This is a genomic window from Nocardia ignorata NBRC 108230 (assembly GCF_001612905.1).
Classification (GTDB): domain Bacteria; phylum Actinomycetota; class Actinomycetes; order Mycobacteriales; family Mycobacteriaceae; genus Nocardia; species Nocardia ignorata.
The window spans coordinates 144828-169137 of the sequence record NZ_BDBI01000008.1; the positions used below are offsets into that span (position 1 = coordinate 144828).

At 67.7% G+C, this 24310-nt stretch carries 25 protein-coding genes and 1 pseudogene; 12 read left to right on the forward strand and 14 right to left on the reverse strand.

What is annotated here, in order from left to right:
- The first annotated feature begins 173 nt into the window (after positions 1–173).
- Positions 174–1106 carry a phosphotransferase family protein gene (locus tag NI2_RS07240; protein ID WP_208115392.1) on the forward strand — a complete coding sequence of 311 codons (933 nt, stop codon included), beginning with the start codon at positions 174–176 and terminating at the stop codon, positions 1104–1106.
- A 73-nt stretch (positions 1107–1179) separates the two neighbouring features.
- Here the strand turns inward: NI2_RS07240 and NI2_RS07245 are convergent, their stop codons facing one another.
- Positions 1180–2052, reverse strand: a complete 873-nt coding sequence (locus NI2_RS07245; protein WP_067487696.1) for a TetR-type transcription factor C-terminal domain-containing protein — start codon at positions 2050–2052, stop codon at positions 1180–1182.
- Positions 2053–2180: 128 nt separating this feature from the next.
- Here NI2_RS07245 and NI2_RS07250 point away from each other — a divergent pair, with 128 nt between their 5' ends.
- The 5 genes from NI2_RS07250 to NI2_RS07270 all read left to right on the forward strand — a co-directional run bounded on the left by NI2_RS07250 (position 2181) and on the right by NI2_RS07270 (position 7553).
- Positions 2181–3389 carry an acyl-CoA dehydrogenase family protein gene (locus NI2_RS07250; protein WP_067487698.1) on the forward strand — a complete coding sequence of 403 codons (1209 nt, stop codon included), beginning with the start codon at positions 2181–2183 and terminating at the stop codon, positions 3387–3389.
- On the forward strand, positions 3386–4408 hold the full coding sequence (locus tag NI2_RS07255) for a phosphotransferase family protein (RefSeq protein ID WP_067487700.1): 1023 nt from the start codon (positions 3386–3388) through the stop codon (positions 4406–4408). Before NI2_RS07250 ends, NI2_RS07255 begins: the two co-directional genes overlap by 4 nt.
- Positions 4405–5142, forward strand: a complete 738-nt coding sequence (locus NI2_RS07260; protein WP_067487703.1) for an SDR family NAD(P)-dependent oxidoreductase — start codon at positions 4405–4407, stop codon at positions 5140–5142. The genes NI2_RS07255 and NI2_RS07260 overlap by 4 nt, the downstream gene beginning before the upstream one ends.
- A 228-nt stretch (positions 5143–5370) precedes the next feature.
- Positions 5371–6918 (forward strand): MFS transporter, encoded by a 1548-nt coding sequence (locus NI2_RS07265; RefSeq protein WP_067487705.1) that lies wholly within the window; start codon positions 5371–5373, stop codon positions 6916–6918.
- Positions 6918–7553, forward strand: coding sequence for a TetR/AcrR family transcriptional regulator (locus tag NI2_RS07270; protein ID WP_067487707.1), 636 nt, complete (start codon positions 6918–6920; stop codon positions 7551–7553). The genes NI2_RS07265 and NI2_RS07270 overlap by 1 nt, the downstream gene beginning before the upstream one ends.
- Positions 7554–7576: 23 nt before the next feature.
- On the opposite strand, the gene NI2_RS07275 is transcribed toward NI2_RS07270, so the two are convergent.
- Positions 7577–7936: a nuclear transport factor 2 family protein gene (locus NI2_RS07275; RefSeq protein WP_067487709.1), complete on the reverse strand. Its 360-nt coding sequence runs from the start codon at positions 7934–7936 to the stop codon at positions 7577–7579.
- A gap of 17 nt (positions 7937–7953) precedes the next feature.
- On the opposite strand from NI2_RS07275, the gene NI2_RS07280 reads away from it, so the two are divergent.
- Positions 7954–8325, forward strand: a complete 372-nt coding sequence (locus tag NI2_RS07280) for a YybH family protein (RefSeq protein WP_067487712.1) — start codon at positions 7954–7956, stop codon at positions 8323–8325.
- A gap of 51 nt (positions 8326–8376) precedes the next feature.
- Here NI2_RS07280 and NI2_RS07285 read toward each other — a convergent pair whose 3' ends face one another.
- The 3 genes from NI2_RS07285 to NI2_RS07295 all read right to left on the reverse strand — a co-directional run bounded on the left by NI2_RS07285 (position 8377) and on the right by NI2_RS07295 (position 12237).
- Complete coding sequence (locus NI2_RS07285) at positions 8377–8958, reverse strand: TetR/AcrR family transcriptional regulator (RefSeq protein ID WP_067487714.1); 582 nt, start codon at positions 8956–8958, stop codon at positions 8377–8379.
- Complete coding sequence (locus NI2_RS07290; protein ID WP_067487715.1) at positions 8945–10465, reverse strand: MFS transporter; 1521 nt, start codon at positions 10463–10465, stop codon at positions 8945–8947. Before NI2_RS07290 ends, NI2_RS07285 begins: the two co-directional genes overlap by 14 nt.
- Positions 10466–10803: 338 nt before the next feature.
- Positions 10804–12237, reverse strand: a complete 1434-nt coding sequence (locus tag NI2_RS07295; RefSeq protein WP_084476059.1) for an FAD-dependent oxidoreductase — start codon at positions 12235–12237, stop codon at positions 10804–10806.
- Between the two features lie 225 nt (positions 12238–12462).
- Here NI2_RS07295 and NI2_RS07300 point away from each other — a divergent pair, with 225 nt between their 5' ends.
- A complete protein-coding gene (locus NI2_RS07300) occupies positions 12463–14412 on the forward strand; it encodes an ABC transporter ATP-binding protein/permease (protein ID WP_067487717.1) in 1950 nt (649 codons plus the stop codon).
- Positions 14413–14458: 46 nt separating this feature from the next.
- Here the strand turns inward: NI2_RS07300 and NI2_RS33635 are convergent, their stop codons facing one another.
- The 3 genes from NI2_RS33635 to NI2_RS07310 form a co-directional block, all read right to left on the reverse strand.
- Positions 14459–14629, reverse strand: coding sequence for a hypothetical protein (locus NI2_RS33635; protein ID WP_157104654.1), 171 nt, complete (start codon positions 14627–14629; stop codon positions 14459–14461).
- A 66-nt stretch (positions 14630–14695) separates the two neighbouring features.
- On the reverse strand, positions 14696–15187 hold the full coding sequence (locus NI2_RS07305) for a DUF4189 domain-containing protein (RefSeq protein ID WP_243750056.1): 492 nt from the start codon (positions 15185–15187) through the stop codon (positions 14696–14698).
- A gap of 111 nt (positions 15188–15298) precedes the next feature.
- The gene (locus NI2_RS07310; protein WP_067487719.1) at positions 15299–16456 is read right to left on the reverse strand and encodes an MFS transporter; all 1158 of its coding nucleotides are present in this window, start codon (positions 16454–16456) and stop codon (positions 15299–15301) included.
- A gap of 57 nt (positions 16457–16513) precedes the next feature.
- Between NI2_RS07310 and NI2_RS07315 the strand changes: the two genes are divergently transcribed.
- The gene (locus NI2_RS07315; RefSeq protein ID WP_084476060.1) at positions 16514–17251 is read left to right on the forward strand and encodes a helix-turn-helix transcriptional regulator; all 738 of its coding nucleotides are present in this window, start codon (positions 16514–16516) and stop codon (positions 17249–17251) included.
- 116 nt (positions 17252–17367) lie between these two features.
- On the opposite strand, the gene NI2_RS07320 is transcribed toward NI2_RS07315, so the two are convergent.
- On the reverse strand, positions 17368–17775 hold the full coding sequence (locus tag NI2_RS07320; RefSeq protein ID WP_067487722.1) for a hypothetical protein: 408 nt from the start codon (positions 17773–17775) through the stop codon (positions 17368–17370).
- A 256-nt stretch (positions 17776–18031) separates the two neighbouring features.
- Here NI2_RS07320 and NI2_RS34990 point away from each other — a divergent pair, with 256 nt between their 5' ends.
- Positions 18032–18154 (forward strand): hypothetical protein, encoded by a 123-nt coding sequence (locus NI2_RS34990; protein WP_255284004.1) that lies wholly within the window; start codon positions 18032–18034, stop codon positions 18152–18154.
- Between the two features lie 109 nt (positions 18155–18263).
- Here NI2_RS34990 and NI2_RS07325 read toward each other — a convergent pair whose 3' ends face one another.
- From NI2_RS07325 to NI2_RS07345, 5 genes and pseudogenes are all read right to left on the reverse strand, one after another.
- Entirely contained in the window at positions 18264–19466 is a 1203-nt protein-coding gene (locus tag NI2_RS07325) for a Dyp-type peroxidase (RefSeq protein ID WP_067487724.1), read from the reverse strand.
- Complete coding sequence (locus NI2_RS07330) at positions 19459–20019, reverse strand: copper chaperone PCu(A)C (protein WP_067487726.1); 561 nt, start codon at positions 20017–20019, stop codon at positions 19459–19461. Before NI2_RS07330 ends, NI2_RS07325 begins: the two co-directional genes overlap by 8 nt.
- Positions 20020–20076: 57 nt before the next feature.
- Positions 20077–20628 carry a hypothetical protein gene (locus NI2_RS07335; RefSeq protein WP_067487727.1) on the reverse strand — a complete coding sequence of 184 codons (552 nt, stop codon included), beginning with the start codon at positions 20626–20628 and terminating at the stop codon, positions 20077–20079.
- A 275-nt stretch (positions 20629–20903) separates the two neighbouring features.
- Positions 20904–21657 (reverse strand): annotated as a pseudogene (locus NI2_RS35595) (nucleotidyltransferase domain-containing protein).
- Positions 21658–21715: 58 nt separating this feature from the next.
- Complete coding sequence (locus tag NI2_RS07345; protein WP_067487729.1) at positions 21716–22966, reverse strand: flavin-containing monooxygenase; 1251 nt, start codon at positions 22964–22966, stop codon at positions 21716–21718.
- 242 nt (positions 22967–23208) lie between these two features.
- On the opposite strand from NI2_RS07345, the gene NI2_RS07350 reads away from it, so the two are divergent.
- A complete protein-coding gene (locus NI2_RS07350) occupies positions 23209–23643 on the forward strand; it encodes a RidA family protein (RefSeq protein WP_243750055.1) in 435 nt (144 codons plus the stop codon).
- A complete protein-coding gene (locus NI2_RS07355; RefSeq protein WP_067487731.1) occupies positions 23640–24308 on the forward strand; it encodes a DUF1028 domain-containing protein in 669 nt (222 codons plus the stop codon). The genes NI2_RS07350 and NI2_RS07355 overlap by 4 nt, the downstream gene beginning before the upstream one ends.
- Positions 24309–24310 lie beyond the last annotated feature (2 nt).

A 24310-nucleotide genomic window follows, 5' to 3' on the forward strand; every position in this document is an offset into this window, starting at 1 on the left:
CGAACGAGCACTCGCCGACGCCGAGGCGATCCCCGAACTTGCGCCGCTCGTGGGCCTTCTGCACGGCGTTCCGGCGCCGCGCTGAGCAGGACAACGGTTTGATCCGTAGTGGCCATGGCTTTGTGGCCGTGAACCCTTCGACCATGGCACGATCGGTGCCCATGTCGTCCCCCATGAGTACCGCTGAACTGGCCGACCGCACCGCGCGTGCCGTCGATGCCGCCGTCGCCGCCGGCCGCGAACAGGGGCTCACCGTGACCGACCCCGCTGTCCTGCACGACGTGTTCTCCGTGGTGGTACACCTCGCCCCCGCACCGGTCGTGGTGCGGGTGCCGACGGTGGTCACCCTCCCTGTCCACGAGCAGTACCTGCGCCAGCGCATCGAACTCGATGTGGTGTCGTGGCTGGCCACCCGGCAAATCCCCGTGATCCCGCCGAGCCCGCTGGTCTCGGCCGAACCCGTACGCCGCGACGGCTTCTCGATGACGTTCTGGCAGTACGTCGACCAGGACCCCGACGGCGAACCCGACTACGTGCGCAACTCCGCCCGCGTCGCCGACCTGCACCTCGCCCTGCGCGACTATCCCGGCGACCTGCCATTCCTCGCCGCCGCCGAACCACACACCATCACCTCGAGCCTGACCGTGCTCGCCGAGCGCCCCGATCTCCTCGCTCCGGCTGACCTCGACCGAGTCCGCCGCGAATGGGCACTGCTGGAACCCCTGGTCTCCTCGCGCACCGCGTTCGACGCCGAGTTCCCCGGCATCACATCGCAGCCCATCCATGGCGACGCGCCCGCGGTCAACATCGTCACCACCCGCACCGGCCACCTCTACGCCGACTTCGAACTCACCTGCCTCGGCCCCATCGAATGGGATCTGGCCGCCATGGGCCCCGAGGGGGCCGCCGCCTACGACGCCGCTGCCAGTGCCAACGGAACACGTCCGCTCGACCCGCGCGTCGCACAGTTCGCCGACGCGGTCGGCATGGTCCGTGCCATCACCTGCCTCACCCTGGTCGACCAGCAGCCGATCCTCGCCGACGCGCTCGCGCCCGCTCTCGACGCCTGGCGAAAGCAACCGTTCACGAGCGGGCTGTTCGACTGACAACCCACCGAGGAGTGCCCGCGCTACAGCCTGGCGGCACGCTCCGGGATCGCGGTCGATCCGTATCGGAAATTCACCGACTTACGCCGAGTAGGCCGAGGGCGAAGTCGGCGTAGGCGGTAGCGATCTGCTCAGGGGTGGACGGGCCGTCGAGGCGGAACCATTGTGGGAGGGCGGTGCACATTGTCGCGATCGCGCGTCCGGCGGCTTTCGCCTGGTCGGTGGCGCGGTTGTCCTCGGCGAGGGCGGTGTCGATGGCTTCGTCGAGCAGGTATTGGATCTTGTTGCGGGAACGGGTGATTCGCTGCCGATCGGCAGGATCGAGGCTGCGCATCTCGCTGGCGCCGATGAAGGCGAGTTCGCGGCGATGGGTGTGGAACAGCGCGAGCGCCTCGACCGTGCGGATCAGCCGGTCGCGACCGGTGGCCGCCTCGCTCCGGGCCGCGCCGACCCGCCAGTGCAGCTCGTCCATGGTGAGGTCGAGTGCCCGCACCAGCAGGTCCTGTTTGTCGCGGTAGTGATGGTAGACGCCGGGCACGCTCATGCCGGCACGGTGTGCGATCGACCGCATGGTCGCGCCGTGGTAGCCGGTTTCCACGAAGGATTCGATCGCGGCGGTGAGCACGGGATCGATGTCGAGCGGCGGGAACTCACGCCATGCGCGGGTCGGCTCGGTGATCGGCTCGGTGACGGCGCCGCACGGACGCTGTGTGGTCACCGGGTTTCGTGACTCGTCGAGCAGCCACTGCGTCGTGGTGCCGAGTTCGGTGGCCAGTCGGCGGAGCCGGGGTACCGAGACGCCCGTTTTGCCGGTCTCCACGGCACTGAGCGTGGCCGGGCTGACCCCGATGCGGCGCGCGGTCTCCCGCAACGACAGCCCGGCCGCGACTCTCGCTTCTCGCAGCCGCGCACCCAAATCTGTCGGTCCGTTGTCGAGCGTGTTCATGGTGTTCAGAATAGCTGAACACAACACGAGACGGAGATGCGCTGTAGTTGACAGCTATTAGCCGACATGTCAGTGTGCTGGGTGTTCAACGCCGAACGATCGTTCGGTCTGGGAGCGAGGAGTGTTTCGTGGCGATCGATCTGTCCTACCCGCCCGAGGTGCAGCGGCTGGCCGACCGCACCCGCGGGTTCGTTCGCGATCGGGTGCTACCGATCGAGGACGCGCACGACGGCGACATCACTGCCGCGGGCGGCGACGCACTGCGCAAGGATCTGCAACACGCCGCACGCGAAGCCGGAGTGTTCGCACCGCACGCACCGACCGAATACGGCGGGCACGGACTGGGAATGGTGAACCGCGCACCGATCTTCGAAGAAGCGGGCTACTCGTTGTTCGGCCCGACGGCACTGAACATCGCGGCCCCCGACGAGGGCAATGTGCACATGCTCGCCCACATCGCCGATCCCGAGCAGAAACACCAGTTCCTCGCCCCGCTGGCGCGCGGCGAGGTCCGCTCGGCCTTCGCGATGACCGAACCCGCCCCCGGTGCGGGCTCGGACCCCTCCGCGCTGACCACCCGCGCCGTGCGCGCCGAGGGCGGATGGCGGATCAACGGTCACAAATGGTTCATCACCGGCGCCGACGGCGCGGGCTTGTTCATCATCATGGCCCGCACCTCGGGTGAACCCGGAGATCGCGGTGGCGCGACCATGTTCCTCGCCCCGGCCGAGACCCCGGGAATCCGAGTGGGCCGCCATATCGACACCCTGGACCGATCGATGCTCGGCGGCCATTGCGAGGTGTTCTTCGACGACGTGCTCGTCCCCGACTCGGCTGTACTCGGGGCGGTCGACCGCGGCTTCGAATACGCCCAGGTGCGGCTGGGACCGGCCCGCATGACCCACGTGATGCGCTGGCTCGGAGCCGCCCGCCGCGGTCACGACGTCGCGGTGGCGCGGGTGGCCGAGCGTCGCGGATTCGGTTCGCGGCTCGGCGATCTCGGCATGATCCAGCAGATGATCGCCGACAACGAGATCGACATCGCCGCCACGCGGGCACTGCTGACCCACGCATGCTGGGAACTCGACCACGGCGAACCCGCCGCGAACGCGACGTCGATCGCGAAAACCTATGCGGCCGAAGCGATCTTCCGGATCATCGATCGCAGCATGCAGATGTGCGGTGGCCTCGGCGTCTCCGCCGACCTGCCGCTGGCTCGGCTCTCCCGCGAGGTCCGGCCGTTCCGGATCTACGACGGTCCGTCCGAGGTGCACCGCTGGGCCATCGCCAAACGCGCGGTGAGCACGGCCCGTCGCGCACAGCAGGACATGAAATGAGCCTTCCCGGAATGGATGTCGTCGCACTGGAGAAGTTCCTGCGCGACAGTGGCGTCGCGGTGCGCGGTGAGCTGCGGGTGGACCTGATCGGCGGTGGCCGCTCGAATCTGACCTTCGCGGTCGCCGACGACGAGTCGAGCTGGGTGGTGCGCCGTCCGCCCGTCGCCGGGCTCACCCCCTCCGCCCACGATATGGCCCGCGAGTTCACCGTGACCCGGGCGCTCGAGGGCTCGGCGGTGCCGGTCGCGAAGACCGTCGCATTCGATGCGGAGGGCACCGCGCTCGGCGTCCCTATGACCGTGGTCGAATACGTCGACGGATCGGTGATCCGCGACCAGGACGACCTCGCCGCTCTCACTGACACCCAAGTGGCGGCGAGCGCGGCCGAGTTGGTGCGCGTACTGGCCCGATTGCACGAAATCGACCCGGACGCGGTGGGGCTCGGCACGTTCGGGCGCCCCACGGGTTTCGTCGAACGGCAGGTGAATCTGTGGGCGGCCCAATGGGATCGGGTGAAGACCCGTGAGCTCGCCGATGTCGCGGCGCTGCACGCGGCGCTGGCGGAATCAGTGCCGAACGCCTCCGCGGCCTCGATCGTGCACGGCGACTTCCGGATCGACAACACGATCCTGGACGCGGCCGATCCGGCCCGGGTGCGTGCTGTCGTGGACTGGGAGATGTCGACACTGGGGGATCCGCTCACCGATGTCGCGCTGATGTGTGTGTACCGCTCGCCGGTGTTCGACCTGGTTCTCGGCTCCTCGGCCGCGTGGACCAGCGATCGGATGCCCACCGCCGACGCTCTCGCACAGGCCTACGCGACGGCCTCCGGCCGAGACCTGGGCGACTGGGGGTTCTACCTCGCGCTCGCCAACTTCAAACTCGGCGTGATCGGCGAGGGCATCACCCACCGCGCGCTCCAGGGCTCGGGCGCCGGAGCAGGCGCCGAACGTGCGGCCGAGGCGACGCCGGAATTCATGGCGGCCGGGCTGCGGGCAATGAAAGGACACCGGAAATGACCAGGTCCGCGCTCATCAGCGGCGCCTCCCGGGGCATCGGCCTCGGCATCGCGAAACACCTGGCGCGGCAGGGCTATTCGCTGACCATCACCGCGCGCGACGTCGACCGTCTGCGAGCAGTCGCCGAGGAATTGCGTGCGGACGGCGCGGCGGAAGTGGTCGTTGCCGCTGCCGACATGTCCGACGAGGAGGGCGTCGCGCGCGTGCTCGGCGCGCACACGGATCGATTCGCGACGATGTCGGCCCTGATCCTGAACGCGGGTGTCGGTACCGCGGGCCCGCTGGCCGAATCGTCGATGCGTCGCTTCGACAAGACCATGGAAGTCAACGTCCGCGCTCCCATCCAGCTGATCCAGGGCGCGCTGCCGCTGTTGCGCGCCGGAGCCCGGGAAAACCCCGGTCGCGGTGCGAAAGTCATCGCGCTGTCATCGATCACCGGCGTCTACGCCGAGGCCGGGCTCGCCGTCTACGGCGCGGCAAAAGCGGCGCTGATCTCGCTGCTGGCCACCCTCAACGCCGAAGAATCCGGAAACGGAGTCACCGCCACCGCCATCGCACCCGCCTACGTCGACACCGAGATGAGCGCCTGGATCCACGATCAGGTCCCCCCCGACCAGATGCTCGCCGTGAACGACATCGTCGAGATGGTCGACGCGCTGCTGCGATTGTCCGTCCGCGCAGTGGTGCCGACAATCGTCATGTCCCGCGCGGGCACGGACGGTTACAGGGCCTGACTGCGCTGTCGCGATCAGCTCTTGGCCGTTTCATCAGCTCCATCAGGCTGGAGAAGCTGCGCATCCCGTCCGAAGAGTCTGAGCTCACGGGGTTTGGTTCGTCCGCTTTCGTGCTCGCCCACCGTTTCGTCGTCGACCTCGAACGGAGCTGTTGCCAAGCGGAGTCGTCGCGAGTAACTTGAACTATCGTACAAATAGTACGTTAGTTCAACTAGGTGGGGTTCGGCGATGAGCGGTGATCAGGAAAATCGGCGCGCGGGATGGCGGGAATGGGGTGGGCTCGCGCTGTTGGCGTTGCCGACCATGCTGCTCGGCCTTGATGTGACGGCCCTGTACTTGGTTGTTCCGAGTTTGGCCGTTGATCTGGATCCCTCCGCGACCGAGACGTTGTGGATCATGGATGCCTACGGCTTCTTGATCGCCGGGCTCCTGATCACGATGGGAACGCTGGGGGACCGGGTCGGTAGGCGTCGGCTCCTGATGATCGGAGTGGCGCTTTTCGCGACAGCCTCGGTCGCGGTGGCATTCGCTCCGACGGCCTTGTGGTTGATCGCGGCGCGTGCGCTGCTCGGAGTGGCCGGGGCAACGCTGATGCCTTCGACCCTTTCCCTGATCAGCACGATGTTCACCGATCCCGGGCAGCGAGCATCGGCCATCGGTGTCTGGGCGACAGCGTTCGGCCTGGGGATGGCCGCGGGCCCGATCGTGGGTGGCGTGCTGACCGCGGCACTCTGGTGGGGTGCGGTCTTCCTCATCGCCGTCCCGGTCGCCCTGCTGGTGCTGGCGTGCGCGCCGACGCTGCTTCCGGAGCGATGGTCACCTGCCGGTCGGCTCGACGTGCTCAGTGCCGGGCTGTCACTGGCAGCGATACTGCCGGTCGTCTACGCGATCAAGCATGCCGCCGCGCACGGTATCGACCTCCCCGCGGTGGCGGCCGTTGTCGTCGGTGGTATCGCCACCGTCGCGTTCGTCCGCCGTCAACTGCGTCTGCCGGAACCGCTGCTCGACGTGAAGCTGTTCACCAGTTCGACCTTCTCCGCGGCTCTGTCGGTGCTGTTGATCGGCCTCGTCGGATTCGGTGGCGCGATGTTTCTGGTGACGCAATACCTGCAGCTCGTCGCGGGCTTCTCCCCGACAACGGCCGGTTTGTGGATGGGTCCGCCCGCGCTTGCCATGCTCGTCGGCGCCATCGGGGCACCGTTGCTGGCACGGCGTGTCTCGCCCGGTGTGGTCATAACGGCGACTCTGGCGTTGTCGCTGGCGGGGTATGCGTTGTTGGCACTGGCGGGCACCGACGGCAACGGCACCGTCGTCGTGGGCTTCGCCCTTGTCTATCTCGGCCTCGGAGTTATCGCCGCGCTCGGCACCGATATCGTTGTCGGCGCGGCGCCGCCGGACAAGGCAGGATCGGCGGCCGCACTGTCCGAGACCGTCCAGGAACTCGGCATCGCAGCCGGTGTGGCACTCTTGGGAAGCTTCACCACCGCTATCTACCGCGGCAGCATCGAGGTTCCCGCCGGGTTGTCGGCATCGATGGCCGCGACCTACAGTGACAGCCTCGCCGGCGCGTCATCGTTCGCGAGCCGGATATCAAGTGACGCTTTGGAGCATGCGCGAACCGTGTTCACCGTTGGACTCAACACCGCGTCTGTGGCAGCGGGTGCCGCGATCGCGATCGCTGCCCTGGTGTGTTTCGTGACGCTGCGGCACCTCGAACCCCTCGGTGCCGTCGACCGGCCGGCCGAGGCGGCGGCCTCGCGATCCGGGAGCGAGTGATGAACGACGACAAGGCGGTGGCAGTCGAGCCGGACGTTGCCGACGGACGTAATGCGCGTGGCCACCGGCGACGAGCTCAGATCATCGAGGCAACATTGGAGATCGTCCGCCGCGATGGCGCGACGGGTGTCACCCACCGCACCGTCGCCAAGGAAGCCGGGATCACCACCAGCCTGACCCTCTACTATTTCGCCACCCTGGACGATCTGCTGGTGGCCGCCTTGACGAGCGTCACGCAGCAGTACACCGACCGCATCCAGGATCTCATCGACACCGACGACGATCCCCTCGACGGCCTGTCCGAACTCATCGCGGAATCCGCCGGCCCGGGACGTGAACGAGCTCTCGCCGAGCGGGAGCTGTCGACCCTCGCGGCGCGCCGTCCGGCGCTGCGCCCGGCCGCGCGCGCCTGGCGCGACAAAGTCGCCGAACTCGCCCGAACACAGACCGACGACCCCGATGCGATCGAGGCTTTCGTCGCGCTGTCCGACGGTTTGTGTACTGCCATCCTCCTCGATGACCGGGACGCCGACCCCGGACACATTCGAGCGGTTCTCCGGAAAGCGCTGTCGCGAAGCGGCTCGATCGACAGTGATCGAGTGTCGCCTCCGAGAGCTCGCGGGCGAGGCGATTGAACTGAATTGTGGTTACAGGAGCATCAGTCCATCGCGCTGGCGTGTGCCGCGATAATCCGCCAGCCGTGCTCGTCGTCGTGCAACCATGAACGCGTGTACCGCATCCTGGCTCCGAAAGGCTCGCCGTTGACGGTCCCCTGGATCGTCCCGAGAAACCAGGTCACCCCGGCACGTCCGTCGGTGAGGACGTTCAGTTCTTCCTCGACCAAGGCCGTCACCACCTGGGTCCGGGTGCGATGAAGCTCCAGATCATCGGCTTTGGTGTAGACGTCTGCGCCGAAGGTGAAGATCAACCGGTCATCCAGCAGATGATCGAGTGCCTGCACATCCCCGGCGAGTTGTGCGGCCTGCAACCGCCGCTCGGCGTCCCGCAAATTCTCCATGCACCTCACCCTGCCTGATGGCGGAGATCGCGGACGACGTCGAATCCTACGAACACGACGCACCGCTGCTCTACACCGGCGCGGACAACGTCCGCGAGGTCTGCCGGCGGGGACTCGAATCCGCCCCCGGGCGGGTGACCTGGGACGTCCCCGAAATGGCAGTCGAGGTCCGCGGTGATCTCGCCGTGGTGTGGGGCCTCAACCACATGAGCGCCGAGGACGCCGATGGGCAGGTCGATCACTCGTGGTCGCGAGGCAGTCGGGTATTCCGCAGGCGTGGTGGACGGTGGTTGCTCGTGCACCAGCACGTGTCCTACTCCGACGATCCGGAAACCGGTGTTGCGGCAACAGATCTCGTACCCGAGGACGAGTCGCCGCGAAGTGCGTGACCAACCTGCGTCGGTACTGCCGCGTTGCAAGGTGGCCGCAGGTCGGTGGGGTCATTCGACCTCGGTCATCGCGAGTAGTTCAGCGCGGGCGGTCTCGAGGTCTTCGTCCGACAGGTAGGGGCTGGCGGCGGCGACCGCGAGCCCTTCTGTGGCGTATCGGATCAGGAGGACCCGGGTGTGGGGGAGGCCGTCGGCGGCGAAGGCATCGGCCAGGATGCGGGCGTCTCGTTCGTAGAGGGCTTCGCGCTCCGGTGAGGTGCCGAGGGTGGTGATGAGGCTGGTGGGGGCGAGGACTCGTTTCACGTATTCGCTGTCGCCCGTGAAGGCGCGGATATAGGCCCGGGTGAATTTTCCGGGCCTGTTCTCCGACAGGTCGATCTGGGCGCGCACCTCTTCGTGCAAGCGGGTGAGGATGTGCTCGGCGACTCCGTTGACGAGTGCTTCGCGGTGGGGAAAGTGGTGCATGAGACCGCTTTTGGTGACGCCTGCCGCGACCGCGATATCGGCCAGGGCCACATTGGCGCCGCGTTCGGTGAATACCGCCTCGGCCGCGTCCAAGATGGCGCGGCGGGTTCGTTCCTTGTCGCGGGTAGCGGTGCGGTCGCCGGTGGTTGTGCGGTCAGACTTCGTCATGTCGAGCTTCTTTCACAGTGCCGTGGGAAGGGATGGCACGCCAAGCGAGGATCGCCGCGACGGCGAGGATCGCCGCCGCGATGAACGATGTGGTCTGCATGGCGTGGGCGAAGGAGTCCTTGGCCAGCGCGACGATGCCGGGGTCGTCGACCGTCGCGACGGTGGCGGCGAGCGAGTCCTCCACGACGGCGGCGCGGGACGGGTCGGTATCGGCGGGCAGGTTCACATGCGAGCGGTAATTCGCCAACTGGATGGACCCGAGAACCGCGATTCCCAGCGCCCCGCCGAGTTCGTACGCGGTCTCCGCGATCGAGGACGCCGCGCCCGCGCGTTCCCGGGGCACGGCGGTGACCACGGCGTCGACCGCCAGGGTCATGGCCACGCCCACACCGAGACCGAGTACCGCCAAGGCGACACCCAGACCCCAGTAGCCGGAGTGGGTGGCGGACAACCCGAGCAGGAGAAGGCCAACCGCGGCAGTGGCGAGACCTGCACCGATCGAGCGGCCTGGGCCGAATCGGGTGACGAGCACACCGACGAAGGCGATCACCACGATCGACGCGATCGTGGCCGGAAGTTCGGCCATCCCGGCCCGCAGCGGCCCGTAACCGCGCACGAGCTGAAGGTACTGGGAGAAGAAGAACAGCAGACCCATGAACGCGAAGATCGACAATGCCGACGAGGTGACCGCACCGGTGAATGCCGGTCGGCGGAACAGTGCGATATCGAGTAACGGGTACTCGAGATTCAACTGCCTGCGCACGAACAACCATCCTGCCAGCACACCCGCTGCCGCGAAAGCGACCACGGTCCAGTCGAAACCCGTTCCGACCCAATGCTTTATCGCGTACACCAGGGGCACGATCGCGACAATCGACAGCGCCGCCGAGATGAGGTCCACCGGCCGGGTGGCGTCGCCGCGCGACTCCGGGAGCAGCACGACGCCCGCGACGAGGACGACCAGCATGATCGGCACGTTGATCAGGAACACCGAGCCCCACCAGAACCGTTCGAGCAGCGCACCGCCGACGAGTGGCCCGAGCGCGGCACCTGCTGTGGCGCCCGCGGACCAGATCGCGATCGCGGTGGTGCGTTGCCGTGGATCGCCGAACAGGTGACGGACGATCGACAGTGTCGAGGGCATCAGTGTCGCGCCCGCGACGCCGAGTAGCGCGCGAGCGGCGATGAGCGTTTCCGGGTTCGGCGCGAACGCGGCCAGTACCGACGCACAGCCGAATGCCGCCGCGCCGATGAGCAGCAGCCGTTTGCGCCCGATCTTGTCGGCCAGATTGCCCATCGTGATCAGCAAGCCCGCCAGCACGAACGAATAGATGTCGCCGATCCACAACAGTTGGGTCGCGGTCGGTGCGATGTCGGTGGTCAGCGACGGGACAGCCAGGTACAGGACTGTGCCGTCGATCGTGAGCAGTAGCACCACCAGGACCAAGGCGGCGAGCGCCCACCATTCGCGTCTACCCGCACGGTTCGTTTCGAGGTCTGGGCTCACCGCACCAGCCTAACCGTCCGCCTGTCTGGTTGTACAGTCCAAATGGACTTTAGACGTGTCATGACGAAAGCCCAGTTTGCTCGAATCACCCCGACACGACCCCCCAGGACGCGGTCGCCGTCATCCTGGGCGACGGCGGGGTGATCGTCGAGAGACTTTCTTCGGTGAGGTCGGTTCACCTCGAGAACGGTGCCGATTCCGCCGGCCGGAATCGGCCCGAACGGCCCCGGTACTGATCGCCTATCGAGAGGACGCCTGGTCGACGCGTCCACGGTCCTCGCGTTCGTGCGCAATGCCCGCCAGGATCTGGTGTGCCCGCTCGCGGTGAAGTTCTGCCTTCAATCCTTCTCGTTCGTTCGACCGTTGTGGGCCGTCTGGTTCACCGCATCCGTCAGGTTGCCGACGATCCGGCGAATCTCTTCGATGTGGTTGTCGCAGAGCTGGTGCGGCGTGAGGTCGTACTTCAGACACAGTGCGGCGGCAGCGGCCGTTGCGATCGAGTGCTGAGCTCCGTTGCCCATGAACTTCGTGACCGAGCCGGCGATATGGGTGACGCTGATGTGCTTGCCTGCAATCATCACGTTGTCCAGGTCTGCTGAATACAGGCATCGGAACGGCACTTCGAACGGGAGGCCGTCGCGGGTGTCCCACTTCCAGTCCTTCAGGCGGAAGTCGTATTCGTCGTCGATCGGGTAGTGCAAACAGAACGCCCCGGAGTTCATCGCCACTGTGTCGGGGAAGCGTCGGTGCTCGCGAATGTCGTTCTCGGTCAAGACGTATCCGCCGAGATATCGTCGGAACTCCCCTTGCCCGGCGACGAAAGCGACCCAGTCCAGCGCCAGGTTTGCGTAGGTATCCGGTTCTAGGGCCTTGACGTTGGCGAAGGTTCCATAGATCGCGCACAGCAAGTGATCGCGAATTTTCTCGCCCTGGGTATACGGATCGAGCCATTGGCCGTACTCCCAGAAGTGCGTGGCGGGGAACAGCATTCGGCGTCGGGTGGCCGGATCCGGATCACGGAATCGCCCCGCCACGGGGCCTGTCCCGTTGTCGACCCCTGGCTCCACCAGTTGCCCACCGAGATTCGCGTAGTCCTTCGCGACGGCCTGTGCCCAGGGGACATCCGGAAACGGCACCGGCTCCGAGTGTTCGCGAGTCCGGAAGAACAGCGTGTGACCGTGATGCTGGTCGAGATGCTCGGCTGGAGCCGTCGGTTCGTTGTACTCGGCCCGGGATTCGTGGCCGAACAGGGTTCGTGCGCCTGCGAGCAGGCCGACGATCGCCGTCCCGCTGCAGTCGATGACGAGCGGAGCGGAAAAGCGATACTCCCGCCCGGTCCGTGTGTCGCGGGCATCGACCGCGGTGACCCGTCGCTCGGCGGTGATCACGCGGAAGACTTGGTGCTCGGTGTAGAGCGATGCGTTCGACTCCGCCTCGAGGACCTGGCGTGCCATCAGATCGCCGTCGGGGTGGCGCTTCGACAGCTCATGCACGAGCGGTCCGGTCTCGCCGCGGGGAGTGAGGCCGATCTCGACGCTCGCGTTTCCCCCGAGGACGGGCCGATTGTGCAGGAGGGCGACCCGTAGGCCCAGCCTGGCGGCCGCCAGTGCTCCGGCGGCGCCCGTGACGCCTCCACCTACAATGACGACATCGAAATCGCCTGCATCCATAGGTGTTTCAGGAAGGCCACGCAGTCGGCGGCGCCACTCGCGCGACTCAGCGCCGTCCAATCGGCCGCGGTGCTGCTGGCCGCGGTCGGGATCGGCATCCATCTGCTCGCCGATCTGCTCACGCTGCTGGTGAGCCCGCGTGCGCGGCAGGTAGCGATGGGAGACCGGAGATGAGGAACCGCGACAGGATTCGCTCCGCGTGGCTCGTGGTCACCGTCGCTGTGCTGCTGCTGGTGGCACTGGGTCCGCTCCTCGCGCCCTACTCGCCGACCGCGGTGACGGCACCGCCGTTCCAACCACCGTCGGCGCGGCACCTCCTCGGTACCGATGCGGCCGGTCGACGCCATCACCGTGGTGCCGTGGTTTCTGCTGCTCGCGGTGATCGCCACCGCGATGGGGGCGGGGCCCGCGGCGATCATGGTGACCGCGGCGCTGGCATCGGTGCCCTGGATCATCCGCACCGTCCGCACTGGTGTGCTCGAACTCGCGTCGACCGGTTATGTCGAATCCGCCCGAGCTCGAGGGGAACCGCTGTGGCGGCTGGGGCTGGTCGAGGTGCTGCCGAACCTGCGGGCCGTGGTGCTCGCCGACGCGGGTGTTCGGATGTCGGCGACCATTTCGCTGGTTGCGGTGAGTGGATTCCTCGGGTTGGGACTGCGCCCGCCCGCGCCCGACTGGGCGTTGATGATCACCGAGAACCGACCCGGATTCGCTCTGCAACCGTGGTCGGTGCTCGCGCCGGCGCTTGTGATTATGGTGTTGGTGGTTTCGGTCAATATGGTCACCGACCGAGCCTTCGGCACCGATCAGCCCAGCGCGGCGCATCAGCCGGTGCGGGATTCCGAAGCGGGACCGGGGCTCGCGGTGAACGGTCTCTCCGTCCGGAATCCCAGCGGAGCCCTTGTACTGGAGGATGTTTCGCTCCATGTGCCGCCCGGCAGCGGCGTGGCCGTGGTCGGAGCGTCCGGTGCCGGAAAGACAACGCTGGCGCTGGCGGTGCTCGGTGCGCTACCGCCCGAACTGACCGCCGTCGGCTCGGTCGGCATCGGCCGATCCGGTGGTCGCCGCACGGTCGGCTACGTCCCGCAGGACCCGGCGACCGGGCTCAACCCGGCGCTCCGCATCGGCACCGCCCTGCGTGAAATCGCCAGGCGGTATGACGTATTGGGGGCCGGCAACGGTGTAGCGGAGGCATTGCGGCGGGTCGACCTGCCCGATGATCGCCGATTCCGACGCCGATTCCCGCACGAGCTGTCCGGCGGCCAGCAGCAACGGGTATTGCTGGCCATGGCGCTCCTCGGTGATCCGGCACTGCTGGTTCTCGACGAGCCGACCACTGGACTCGATGCGCAAGCCCGAGACCGACTGGTGCGGACACTGCGCCGGATCCGGTGCGACCACTCCACCACGCTGCTCGTGATCACCCACGACTCGGCGGCGCTGGAACCGCTGGTGGACCACGTGCTCACCCTGGACCGGGGTCGGGTCGAATCTATGGCTGCCCCTCGAACATCAAGGGCGACACGAGTCGCGCGGGTGTCCCGCATCGAAACCGCGACCTCGCCGATACTCAGGGTCGAGAACCTGTCCATGACGCACCGGCGCGGCCGCAACCCCGAGCCAGTCATCGACGGGTTGTCGTTCACCCTGCACCCCGGTGAATGTCTCGCCATCACAGGCAGATCCGGGACGGGCAAGACCACGCTGGCACGCGCCCTCTCCGGCCTGCACGCGCCGATGGGCGGCATTATCGAACTGGACGGCACAGCACTGCATCCGCGCGTGGACCGGCGCCCGCCGGCGCACCGCCGCGCCATCCAACTGATACCGCAGAATCCGGCGACCTCACTCAATCCGTCCTATCGCATCGGCGGCCAGATCAGCCGACCGCTGCGCCACCTACACGGCATGAACAGCGCTGCCGCCTCGGCACGGACCCGAAGCCTGCTCGACGGGGTAGGCCTCGATTCCGAACTGGCGACACGGCGTCCCGACCAGCTGTCCGGCGGCCAGCAACAGCGCGCCGCCATCGCCCGGGCCCTCGCCGCCGCACCCCGCATCCTGATCTGCGACGAAATCACCACCGCGCTCGACCCGAATTCCCAGAACATGGTGCTCGACCTGCTCGAAGACCTGCGCCGAAAAGGAATGGCGCTCATCGTGATCAGCCATCAGGACACCGTAATCGACCGTCTCGCCGACCGGGTGCTAGGACTTTCGGGCAGGGATGCGGCAATGAGCTGGAAGAGCAGACAACCGGGGGTCACAGCCTTGTGAATCTGCCGTGAAAGGGCCCGCCGATAGACCATCATTTCCATGCGAATCAGCTGTCGCTCGTGCCCATTGGTGCGACCGCTCCGTCCTGCGGGCGCAAGGACCTGACCGATGCGCGCCGGTTGCGCGACCGGCCGATCAGCGCTGTCGACAGCACTATCACCGCGAGTATCGCCAGATGCCCGGCAAACAGGGGCGTCTGTTCGTTCACGCTGTTCACGGGAATCCTCAGCACACCAGGGCCCGGATCCAACGCGAGGATCCGGGTCCGAGTGCTAGGCGACGATCAGCGCGCGTTGTCCGTGCAGACCACGTCGATGACCTTGGTGCCGCTGAGATCGGACGACCCGAAGTTGGCCAGCTGTGCGACCGGAACGCCCTCGGCCAGCTTGTCGATAGCCCTGCGCACAGCCTCGCTGCGGTTCGCTGCCGCCGCGGCGGCGACCCAACCTTGGTCGTTCCAAACCAATGCCCCGCAGCCGTTCGCCCACGTGACCATCACCTCGCAGTCCTGCCCGCCGCCACAGTTCTCGATCGCGCGGGCGCGCGCCTGCTCCTCGCTGGAGTAATTCGCGGTGGTGAAGCCATACCATTGCGGCACGCTGAACACGATCGCTCCCCACTGGTCGCCCGCAGCGTCTGCCGGACCTGCGCCGAACACCGACCCAGCCGCAAGACCGAGCGCCGCAACGGCGAAGCCGGCCTTACCCATGAAACTCATTCGAAAGATCTCCTCTGAAAACTGATTCCGGAAGTCCGGAACGTTCCAGATAGTCACCGAAGACCGGTCACAGCCAACTCCACAGGAAAACGTCATACCGGATTGATCACCCGCGACGAAAACTTGTGTGTGGCAGGGCTACTGGGAGAGGTGGCGGTCACGGCGGGATCAGCTCTGGCACCGCCCGCCGAATCCGGCAGGATCGCGCAGGGTGCCGAACAGCAGCCAGCTGAGCACCGGCATGAGCACCAACGGCATCAGTGCGATCTGCAAGGTGGTGGCGTCGGCGAGCGAACCGAGCAGCGGGCCGGCCAGACCGCCGATGCTGACGGTGAGCCCCAGGGTGACGCCGCCGGCGGTGCCGACCCGGGTGGGCAGGTAGTCCTGGCCGAGGGTGACCTGCAGGGAGAACGGCACGTAGAGCCCGATCGAAGTCAGTGCGACGAACGCGTACACCGCCGGTCCGGGGGTCCACACCACACCGGCGATCGCGGCCGCGGCCACCAGGTAGGACCGACGTGAGACCAGCACCCGGTCCCAGCGCTCGGCCAGCGATCCACCCAGCACCGACCCGATGACCCCGCCCAGGTAGAGCACGAACAGCGCGACCGTGCCGGCGGTGGCGCTGCCGCCCAGGCGCTGGGTGATGTAGAGGGAGATGAAGGTGCTCAGCCCGACGAAGGCGATCGAACGGAAGATCACCGCTGCCGACAGCCGCAGGAACGAGGCCATGTCGTCGGGACCGGGCGGGGTGAACCCGCTGTCTCCGGCCGCCTGGCGCTGCGCCAGGGCGCGCAGCACCGGCAGGGTCAGCGCGGCACCGGCCAGGGCGGGCAGCACCAGCAGCGGGGTCCAGTCCAGCCCGCCGACGGATACGGTGGCAGCGACCAGCAGCGGCGCCAGCGCGAAACCGATGTTGCCGCCGGTGGAGAAGTAGGCCATCTGGGTGTGGCTGCCGCCGCCGACCGCCCGCGCGATCCGCGCGGATTCGGGATGGTAGGCCGCCACTCCGATCCCCGAGATCGCCACGAACACCAATGTCAGCGCGTAGGAACTGCTCAACCCGCTCATCGCGATCCCCGCACCACCGACCACGGTGGCCACCGGCAGCAGCCACGGCATCGGCCACCGGTCGGTCAACGCCCCGAACAACGGCTGTACCACCGATGACAGCAGCGACGCCGCGAGCACGATCCCCGAGGCCGCGGCGTAGGTGTAGTCGCGCTCGACGACGAAGAACGGCACGAGTGCGGCGACCGCGCCCTGATAGACGTCGACGCATGCGTGTCCGGTCGACAGCAGCAGGGTTGAGGTATTCCGTCGCATCCAACGATGCTGCGCGAGCAGGCCTTTGACGCGCTTCCGATAAACTGACAGACAATAATGGAAATCCGCCACCAATCCGTCGCGCCGACTCGCGCCCAGCTCCTGGCCCCCGGCGAGGAGATCGACGCCCACCGCCACGACGATCACCAGATCGTTTACGCAGGCCGGGGTGTGCTCTCGATCAGCACCAGCGCCGGAACCTGGGTCGCGCCCGGTACGCATGCGATCTGGGTGCCCGCCTGCACCGTTCACGCTCACCGCGCCTACGGCGAACTCGAACTGCACCTGCTCGGCCTGCCCGCCGCCGACAATCCCCTGCACCTGAACACTCCCACCGTGCTGACTGTCGGGCCGTTGCTGCGAGAGCTGATCATCGCCTACACCCGCGACAGCGCAGACACCCCACAACGTGCCCGGATGCGTGCGGTCCTGCTCGATCAGCTGCACGCCGGCCCGCAGCAGCCCCTGCACCTCCCCATGCCGACCAACCCCGTTCTGCGCGCGGTCTGCGACATTCTGCGCGCGGACCCCGCCGACCCCCGCACCCTGGCCGAACTCGGCCGCGAGGTCGGCGCGAGCGACCGCACCTTGTCCCGGCTGTTCCGCAACGATCTGGGGCTGACCTTCCCGCAATGGCGAACCCTGCTGCGCCTGCACCACGCGCTGATCCTGCTCGCCCACAAGACCCCGGTCACCACAGTGGCCCATCGTTGCGGGTGGGCGACCGCGAGCGCGTTCATCGATGTCTTCCGCACCACCTTCGGCCACACCCCGGGCACCCACCTGCACCAGTGACGCCCCCGAGCCCAGGCGGGGCAGGCAAGACGGCGCCGTGCTGCGGCGCACCGTCAGTCCGGCACCAGCGGCTCGGCTGTCCGGTGCTGTGCGCCCTCCAACATTGCCCGACCTGATCAGCGAGGTCTGCCGACCTCGTGTGCGAGGTCCGAGACCCGCTGGTCGTGATCGCGCAGCAGCCGCGTCCTGTTTGCGAGCCACATGGTCAAGAAAGGGAACACAACCCCGACCACCAGGGCGGTCAATGCGACCTCGGACGGAATCGACGGCGGCCCGCCCTCGGCAGGGAGCGTGTGTGGGCGATCGGTGGTAACGCCATACAAGACGAGCAGCAGGACGAAATCCGTTACGAACAGCCAGCATCCACCGACGATCACCGCCGGACGCGCGATAACCGCGCCGACCGCCAGCGCGACAGCCCCGATTCCGACAGTGATCGCTTCGACGACCAGAAGCTCGTTCACACCCGGCGCGACCTGCGCGTCGGGTGCCCCGCCCACCAGCCACGCAAAGCCGTAGACCAAGACGAGTCCAGCACCGGTCGAACTCCCGAATCCAGCAAGTACCCTCGCCCGTATCTGTACCGATCCCACAAGATGACTTCAGCACAGAAATATGGGGATTCAGTGAAGAAACCGGTCAGAAACGCAGCACGTCTGGTCGATGAAGACGGTTGCACGTCGGCAAGACACTGATCCGCGGAGCCGCACCGTGACCGGTCGGCACATCAGCGGCGGATCCACTGGTCTGGAACCAACGCCACCTCGGCCGGGAGATCCAGTGCCCGCAGCTCAGCGTGCCGAGGTCTGCTCATCGGGGCGCAGGCGGACCGCCGTTGGCCTCACGCAGGAGCGCGGCGGCGCCATCGCCCCGATGATGTCGTTCCTCGACCCCGCCTCGTGAACCCAGCGGATCCGCCATGATCGGGCGATCCGGCGCCTCATCAGCAGCCCTCGGTCCCGGGCAGCTGTGCGGGGTCCGGCCGGACCCCGGCAGGTCCGGCCGGACGTGCTCAGCTGTCGAACAGCTGCTGACCCAGGTAGTTCCCAGGACCTGGGACACCCGGTGGGATCACGAAGACGGCGGAGCCGATCGGTGTGGTCCATTCGTTGAGCGCGTCGACCTCGGCCAGCCGTTGTTGCACCGGCAGGAACTGGGTGTCGATGTCGCGTTGGTAGGCGACGAACAACAGCCCCGAGTTCGACACCTGCCCGGGTTCGGGTGGTTCGTCGTAGTTGAACCCGCGGCGCAGGAACCGTTCGCCGTCGCTGGTGTGTCTGGCTCGGGCCACATGCGAGGACGGCGGGATCACCGGGATTCCATGGCGGTCGAGGGCGGCCAGGTCCGGCTCGTCGAACTCGGTGGTACCGGTCAGCGGCGCACCGTTGGACAGTCGTCGCCCGACGGTCAGTTCCCTGGCCTCGACGTCGAGCTCGTCCCAGCGATCGAGGTCCATCGCGATGCGCCGCAAGACCAGTGACGTGCCACCGGCCAGCCACGGCACCGACGCACCGTCTTCCCAGACCAAACGTTCGAAATCGGGCGCGGCGATGGTGACCGTTCCGTCGACCTGTCCCATGAGGTTGCGCATGGTCGCACCCGACGGTGGGTCCCGGAAACCCCGTTGCACCCACCGCACCCGAACCAGCGACTGCACGTGCTTGGACAGCACCCGAACCGCGTGCGCGACGGTGGTCGACTCCTCGGCGCAGACCTGTATCAGCAGATCGGCGCCGGTATAGGCGGGGTCGAGCCGGTCGATGGGGAAGGCGGGTAACGGTCTTAGCCACGAGGGCCGCCGCTGTGACAACCCGGCGATCGTGAACACTTCCGGCCCGAATCCGACGGTGATCGTCAGTTTGGCGGGCCGGGCGGCCAGTTCCGGTTCGGTGTCGGCCAGCGCGGGCAGACCGCTCGTCAGACGAGCCGCGTCGTCGGTCCAGATGCGGAGCAGGCCGATGATGTCGTCCCGAGTGGTGCCCGCGACGAGGTCGAAGCCGGCGAAAGCGACGTGCCGCTGTGGGATGGTCTCGATACCGGCCTGGTGCTTGCCGTAGAACGGCACGGTGTCGAGTGCGGCGTCACGTTCGGGCTGGGGATCGGTGAGACCGGCCGCGCCCCAGCCCGCCGCTGTCGCGCCGACCAAGCCCGCTGCTGCGGCTCCCCCGCCGAGCAAGTGCCGACGGGAGAGCCTGCGTTGCCGCGGATCAGCCATCGTGCGAAGGGCTCTCGGCCCCGGGGACATAGTTTTCCTTGCCGCCCGCGAAGTCGCGGACCTGCGCGGTGACGACCAGTGTCTGCCCGTCGGCGAAGGTCAGGGTGATCGTGGTCTGCGCGCCGGTACGCAACGGCTGAACCAGGTCCATGAACATCAGGTGGTCGGCGCCGGGTTTCAAGGTCACCTCCCCGTTCGCGGGGATGGTGATGCCCCCTTGCTTGGGTCGCATGGTCTTGGTGCCGGTGCTGTCGGGCACGACTTCGTGGATCTCCACCCGCTGCGACGCGGGACTGGTCGCGGCCACCAGCGTCACCGGGGCGTCACCGGTGTTGCGCAGGTTGCCGAAGGCCGCCGACATGCCGGACTCGGCGGCTTTGATCCACTGATCGGTCATGCTGACCGGGGCGGCGCTCGGCGCCGTGCCCGCCGAAACGGATTCGGCACCGGAACAGCCCGCGGTGAGCGCGGCCAGTGTGGCCATGGCGACGGTAGCGCCGAAACCTCGCACGACACGAGGTGAGCGCAAGCGGGTACGCGGAGAGAAGGACATGACGAACTCCGATCATCAGGTGAGGGGGAACCCGGACCGGCGCGTGGATTCGAACCGCTATACCGGTGCGGGGTGAGATGCGCGTAACCCGTGCCGCGGCGGGCCGCGCAGGCTGATGACGGGCCGACGAAGAAGTTGTCGAACGATCGCCCGTTCGGCGTCCGGCACCGGAACTGTCGGGCGAGAAGGCACACCGACGACGCCGACCAGCGCGATGACAAGTCGACACACGCTGCTGATCGCCCGCCCGAGCCCGACTTCGGCACCGCGGATCGCCAAGGCGCCCAGAGGGATCGCCACCAGGTGCGCGATCACCATCGCCACGGTGACGCCGTGATGGGAATGGCCGGGGCCGAGGGAAAGCGCCATGTGCCCGACGTATTGCCCCACAGCCAGAACCGCCATGGTCGACACCGCGTGGGCGCCGCGCGGGAACGTGCCCGCGACGACACCGACGAGGGCGCAAGCAGCGAACAACAGGACCAGCGAAGAGCTCGCGGGCACTCCGCTCGCACCACCGAGTCCGTGCGCGAGAACCGCGACCGCCCCGGACGCCGCACCCACACTCACACCCCGGACACCCGCGGTCTGATCGGTGGGGGAGCGCACCAGGTCATCCTACGACGACGTGTCGTTGTTCTGGATACGAGGGCGGGTGAGCAGCTTTGATGCCAGTCGCCATCTACCGTGCGTAGCGGTCTGCGGCGCCGGGTGGGGTCGAGACCGATCGCGACGGGTGCCGACACGCAGCATGATCGTTGTCGCCGGGAGCGTCAGCGTGGCGGGGCGGTGCGGACGCGTCGCGAGCGCGCACTATCGGCGGCGATTTCGGTAGCGAAGCGCCGCCGATAGCACGGTCGACTGGTCGGGTGAGGCGGTCGGCGTTAGTCAGCCGAACGCAGCAGCAGTTCTTGTGCGTGCGACAGCATCCGGTCCAGCGTCTCCGGTTCCGGGCGGCGTCCGGCGATGATTTCGTCGAGCTCACGCAATCCCGCCCGATGCAGGAGTCGCTTCTCGTTGGTGACCCACTCGCCGCGTGCGGCCAGCACGGCGTGCGCGGCCTGCATGCCCGCGGTGGCGAGCGCACCCGCGACTTCGGCGACCTGGCCGCGTGCGGCGTAGGCGCTGCGGGCGTACCGCAATGTCAGTTCGGCCTTGTCGCGCCAGATCGGTGGGGCGGCGTCGCGCAAGGCCCGCGGGAACCGCGGGCGGGGGAGCTGCCCACGCAGGACCTGGTTGAGGGCCAGTTCTGCGACCAGCAGATAACTGGGGATCCCGGCCAGGTGGAACATCAGCGGCTCCCCAATGGAACCGGCCCTGGCGTGCCTCGGCGAGGTGGTGTTCGACGACATCGAGATCGCGATAGTGGATATCGGCGGCTCGGCCGTCGATGGTGAGCCACGCGCCGCCGTTGAACACCCCGCCGCCCCACGCACCGATCTCGGAGACCGTCCCGGGCCAACCGACCTCACGTAGGTCATCGGGAGAGAAGGGGCCCCGATAGTAGACGGCGAAATCCCAGTCGCTGTCCGGGGTGTGGGTGCCGGTGGCGCGGGAACCGCTGAGTGTGACGGCTTGCACGGTGGGCAGGGCAGCCAGGCGTGCGGCGACCAGATCGCAGAATTGTTTGTCGGTCATGAAACCGGTCGCCGCCGCACGAATGTCCTGATCGGCTCACCGCAGACCCGTACACATATCAGGCGCGGTCGTACGCGAGGTAGCTGCGCTGGGTGGCGATATGCCCGGCGACGTATCGGGCGTCGTGCCACACCCCCCAGATGAAGGAGGATCCGCGACGGGACAGCCAGGGCAAGCCGACGAAGTAGAGGCCGGGCTCGGCGGAGACTCCGCGGCGGTGCTCGGGCCGTCCGTTCTCGTCGAACGCGTCGACCTTCAGCCAGCTGTAGTCGGTGGCGAAGCCGGTGGCCCACACGATCGACGTGATGCCGACGGCGGCGAGGTCGAGCTCCAGGATGGGGTCGATGACCGAGGCCGGGTCGGGGCCGAGGACGCGTGCCTCGGGCTCCTCAGGGAGGTCGGCGTTGTTGCGTTCGGCCCAGGCATCGGCCTGGTCGAGGAGCTCGAGGTAGTTGGCATCGCCTGCGGCGATGTTGTCGGCGAGGTCCGGCGCGAAGCGCAACACGCCGTCGTCGTACGACTCGGCCCTGCCGACGAGGTGGATTCCCTGGGCGGCGAGTTCGCGGAAGTCGACCGTGTGCCCGCCGCGAGCGCCGCTGACCGCGATGGTCACGTGCTCGGCGCCTGCGGCGGGGGTCTCCATGTCCCAGAGGCCGAGGACCCCGAGCCACCAGCAGAAGTCGCGGCCCCGATAGCTGCGTGGGGGCCGGTCGTGTGGGCCGACCGAGAGGTATACCTCGCGCCCGGAGCGCTGGAGCTCGTCGGCGATCTGCACGCCGGACGACCCGGCGCCGACGACCAGCACGGCGCCCTCGGAGAACTGGTCGGGGTTGCGGTAGCCGCTGGAGTGGATCTGCACCGGTACGGCTCCCTCGGGCACGATGGGCGGGATGATCGGGCGCTGGAACGGTCCGGTCGCGGCGACAACGAACTGTGCGTCGATGACGCCCTCGGAGGTCTCGACCCGGAATCCGCGCTTTCCGATGTGCCGCCGCACCGAGGTCACTTCCACGCCGCATCTGATCGGCGCCGCGATCTTCTCGGCGTAGGCCTCGAAGTACTTCGCCACCTGGTCCTTGGACGCGAACGCCGAGGGGCTGACGTCGTCGAACTCGAGGCCGGGGAAGCGGTCGTGCCAGGCGGGCCCGTTCGCGACGAGTGAGTCCCACCGCTCGGTGCGCCACCTCTCCGCGATCCGGTGTCGCTCCAGCACCAGGTGCGGAACGCCACTGTCGCTGAGGTGCTCGCTCATCGCGACGCCGGCCTGCCCGGCGCCGACGACGAGGACCTCGATCTGCTCGCTCGCCACTCCAACCTCCACACTCTCGACGGCCACCAGTTCGGGTGTGCCGTGCTTGTCCGCAATCCTCAGCCCTGGACTTACCGGTGTCCAACAGATGTTGTTGTCGCTCTAGTTCTGTTTTATAGATGCAAGGACGACGGGCTTAGCTATCGGATCAGCTGATGCAGATGCTCACAAACATCTGTTGGACATATCGCTTTGGGTGCAGTGGACTGGGGCCAGTCACCTGTCCAGGAGTGAGGAATCACGTGAGCATCGTCGCCGGCGGCCACACCCGCATCCGTCCGTTCAACACCCGGGAGACCTATCCCGAGCAGAACCTCGACAACGACCTGTGCCAGGCAGTGGTCGCGGGCAATACCGTCTACGTCCGCGGCCAGATCGGCCAGGACCTCGACACCAGCGCCTCGGTCGGCATCGGGGACGTCGAGGCCCAGACCGAGCGGGCGATGGCCAATATCGACATGCTGCTCACCGAAGCCGGCGCCCGCATGGAGCACCTGGTCAAGCTGACGATCTACATCGTCGACCCGCGCTATCGCGAGACGGTCTACCGCACCATCGGACGCTGGACCAAAGGCGTGCATCCGATCTCGACAGGGCTGGTCGTCTCGGCCCTCGCCCGGCCGGAGTGGCTGGTCGAGGTCGACGCGATCGCCGTGATCCCGGGAGCCGAACAGTGACCTTCTCCCTGCTGGCCATCGACGGCGACGGCGCCATCGGCATGGCGGTCACCTCGTCCAGCCCGGCGGTGGCCGCGCGCTGCATCCACCTGCGGGCCGGTGTCGGCGGCGCCGCCTCCCAGAACGTCACCGACCCCCGCTTGGGCACGGCCCTGTTGGATGCGCTCGATACGGGCTTGGATGCGCCAGGCGCGATGGACCGTGTCGTGGCGGATCGCGACCACATCGACTTCCGCCAGCTCACCGTTCTCGGTCTCGACGGCGCAGGCGCCGCCTTCTCCGGAGCCGGTGCGCTCGGCATCCACGCCGATCGAGTCGGCCCGGGTGTGGTCGCGGCGGGCAACCTGCTCGCCCGCCCGGAGGTCGTCGACGCGGTCGTCGACGGTTTCGCCGCCGCCACCGGTGAGCTCGAGCAGCGTCTGGTCGCCGCGCTGGTCGCCGGTCAGGCGGCGGGCGGCGAGGTGGACCCGGTCCGCTCGGCCGGACTGGCCGTCGTCCGCGACGTGCCGTGGCGGGTCACCGACCTCCGGGTGGACTGGAGCGAGCAGCCGATCGAGGACCTGGGTCGCCTGCTCGACGTGTGGCTTCCCCAGCGCGACGACTACGTGACGCGCGGGCTGAACCCGACGGCGGCGCCGTCCTTCGGCGTCGGCGGAGACGAGTAGAC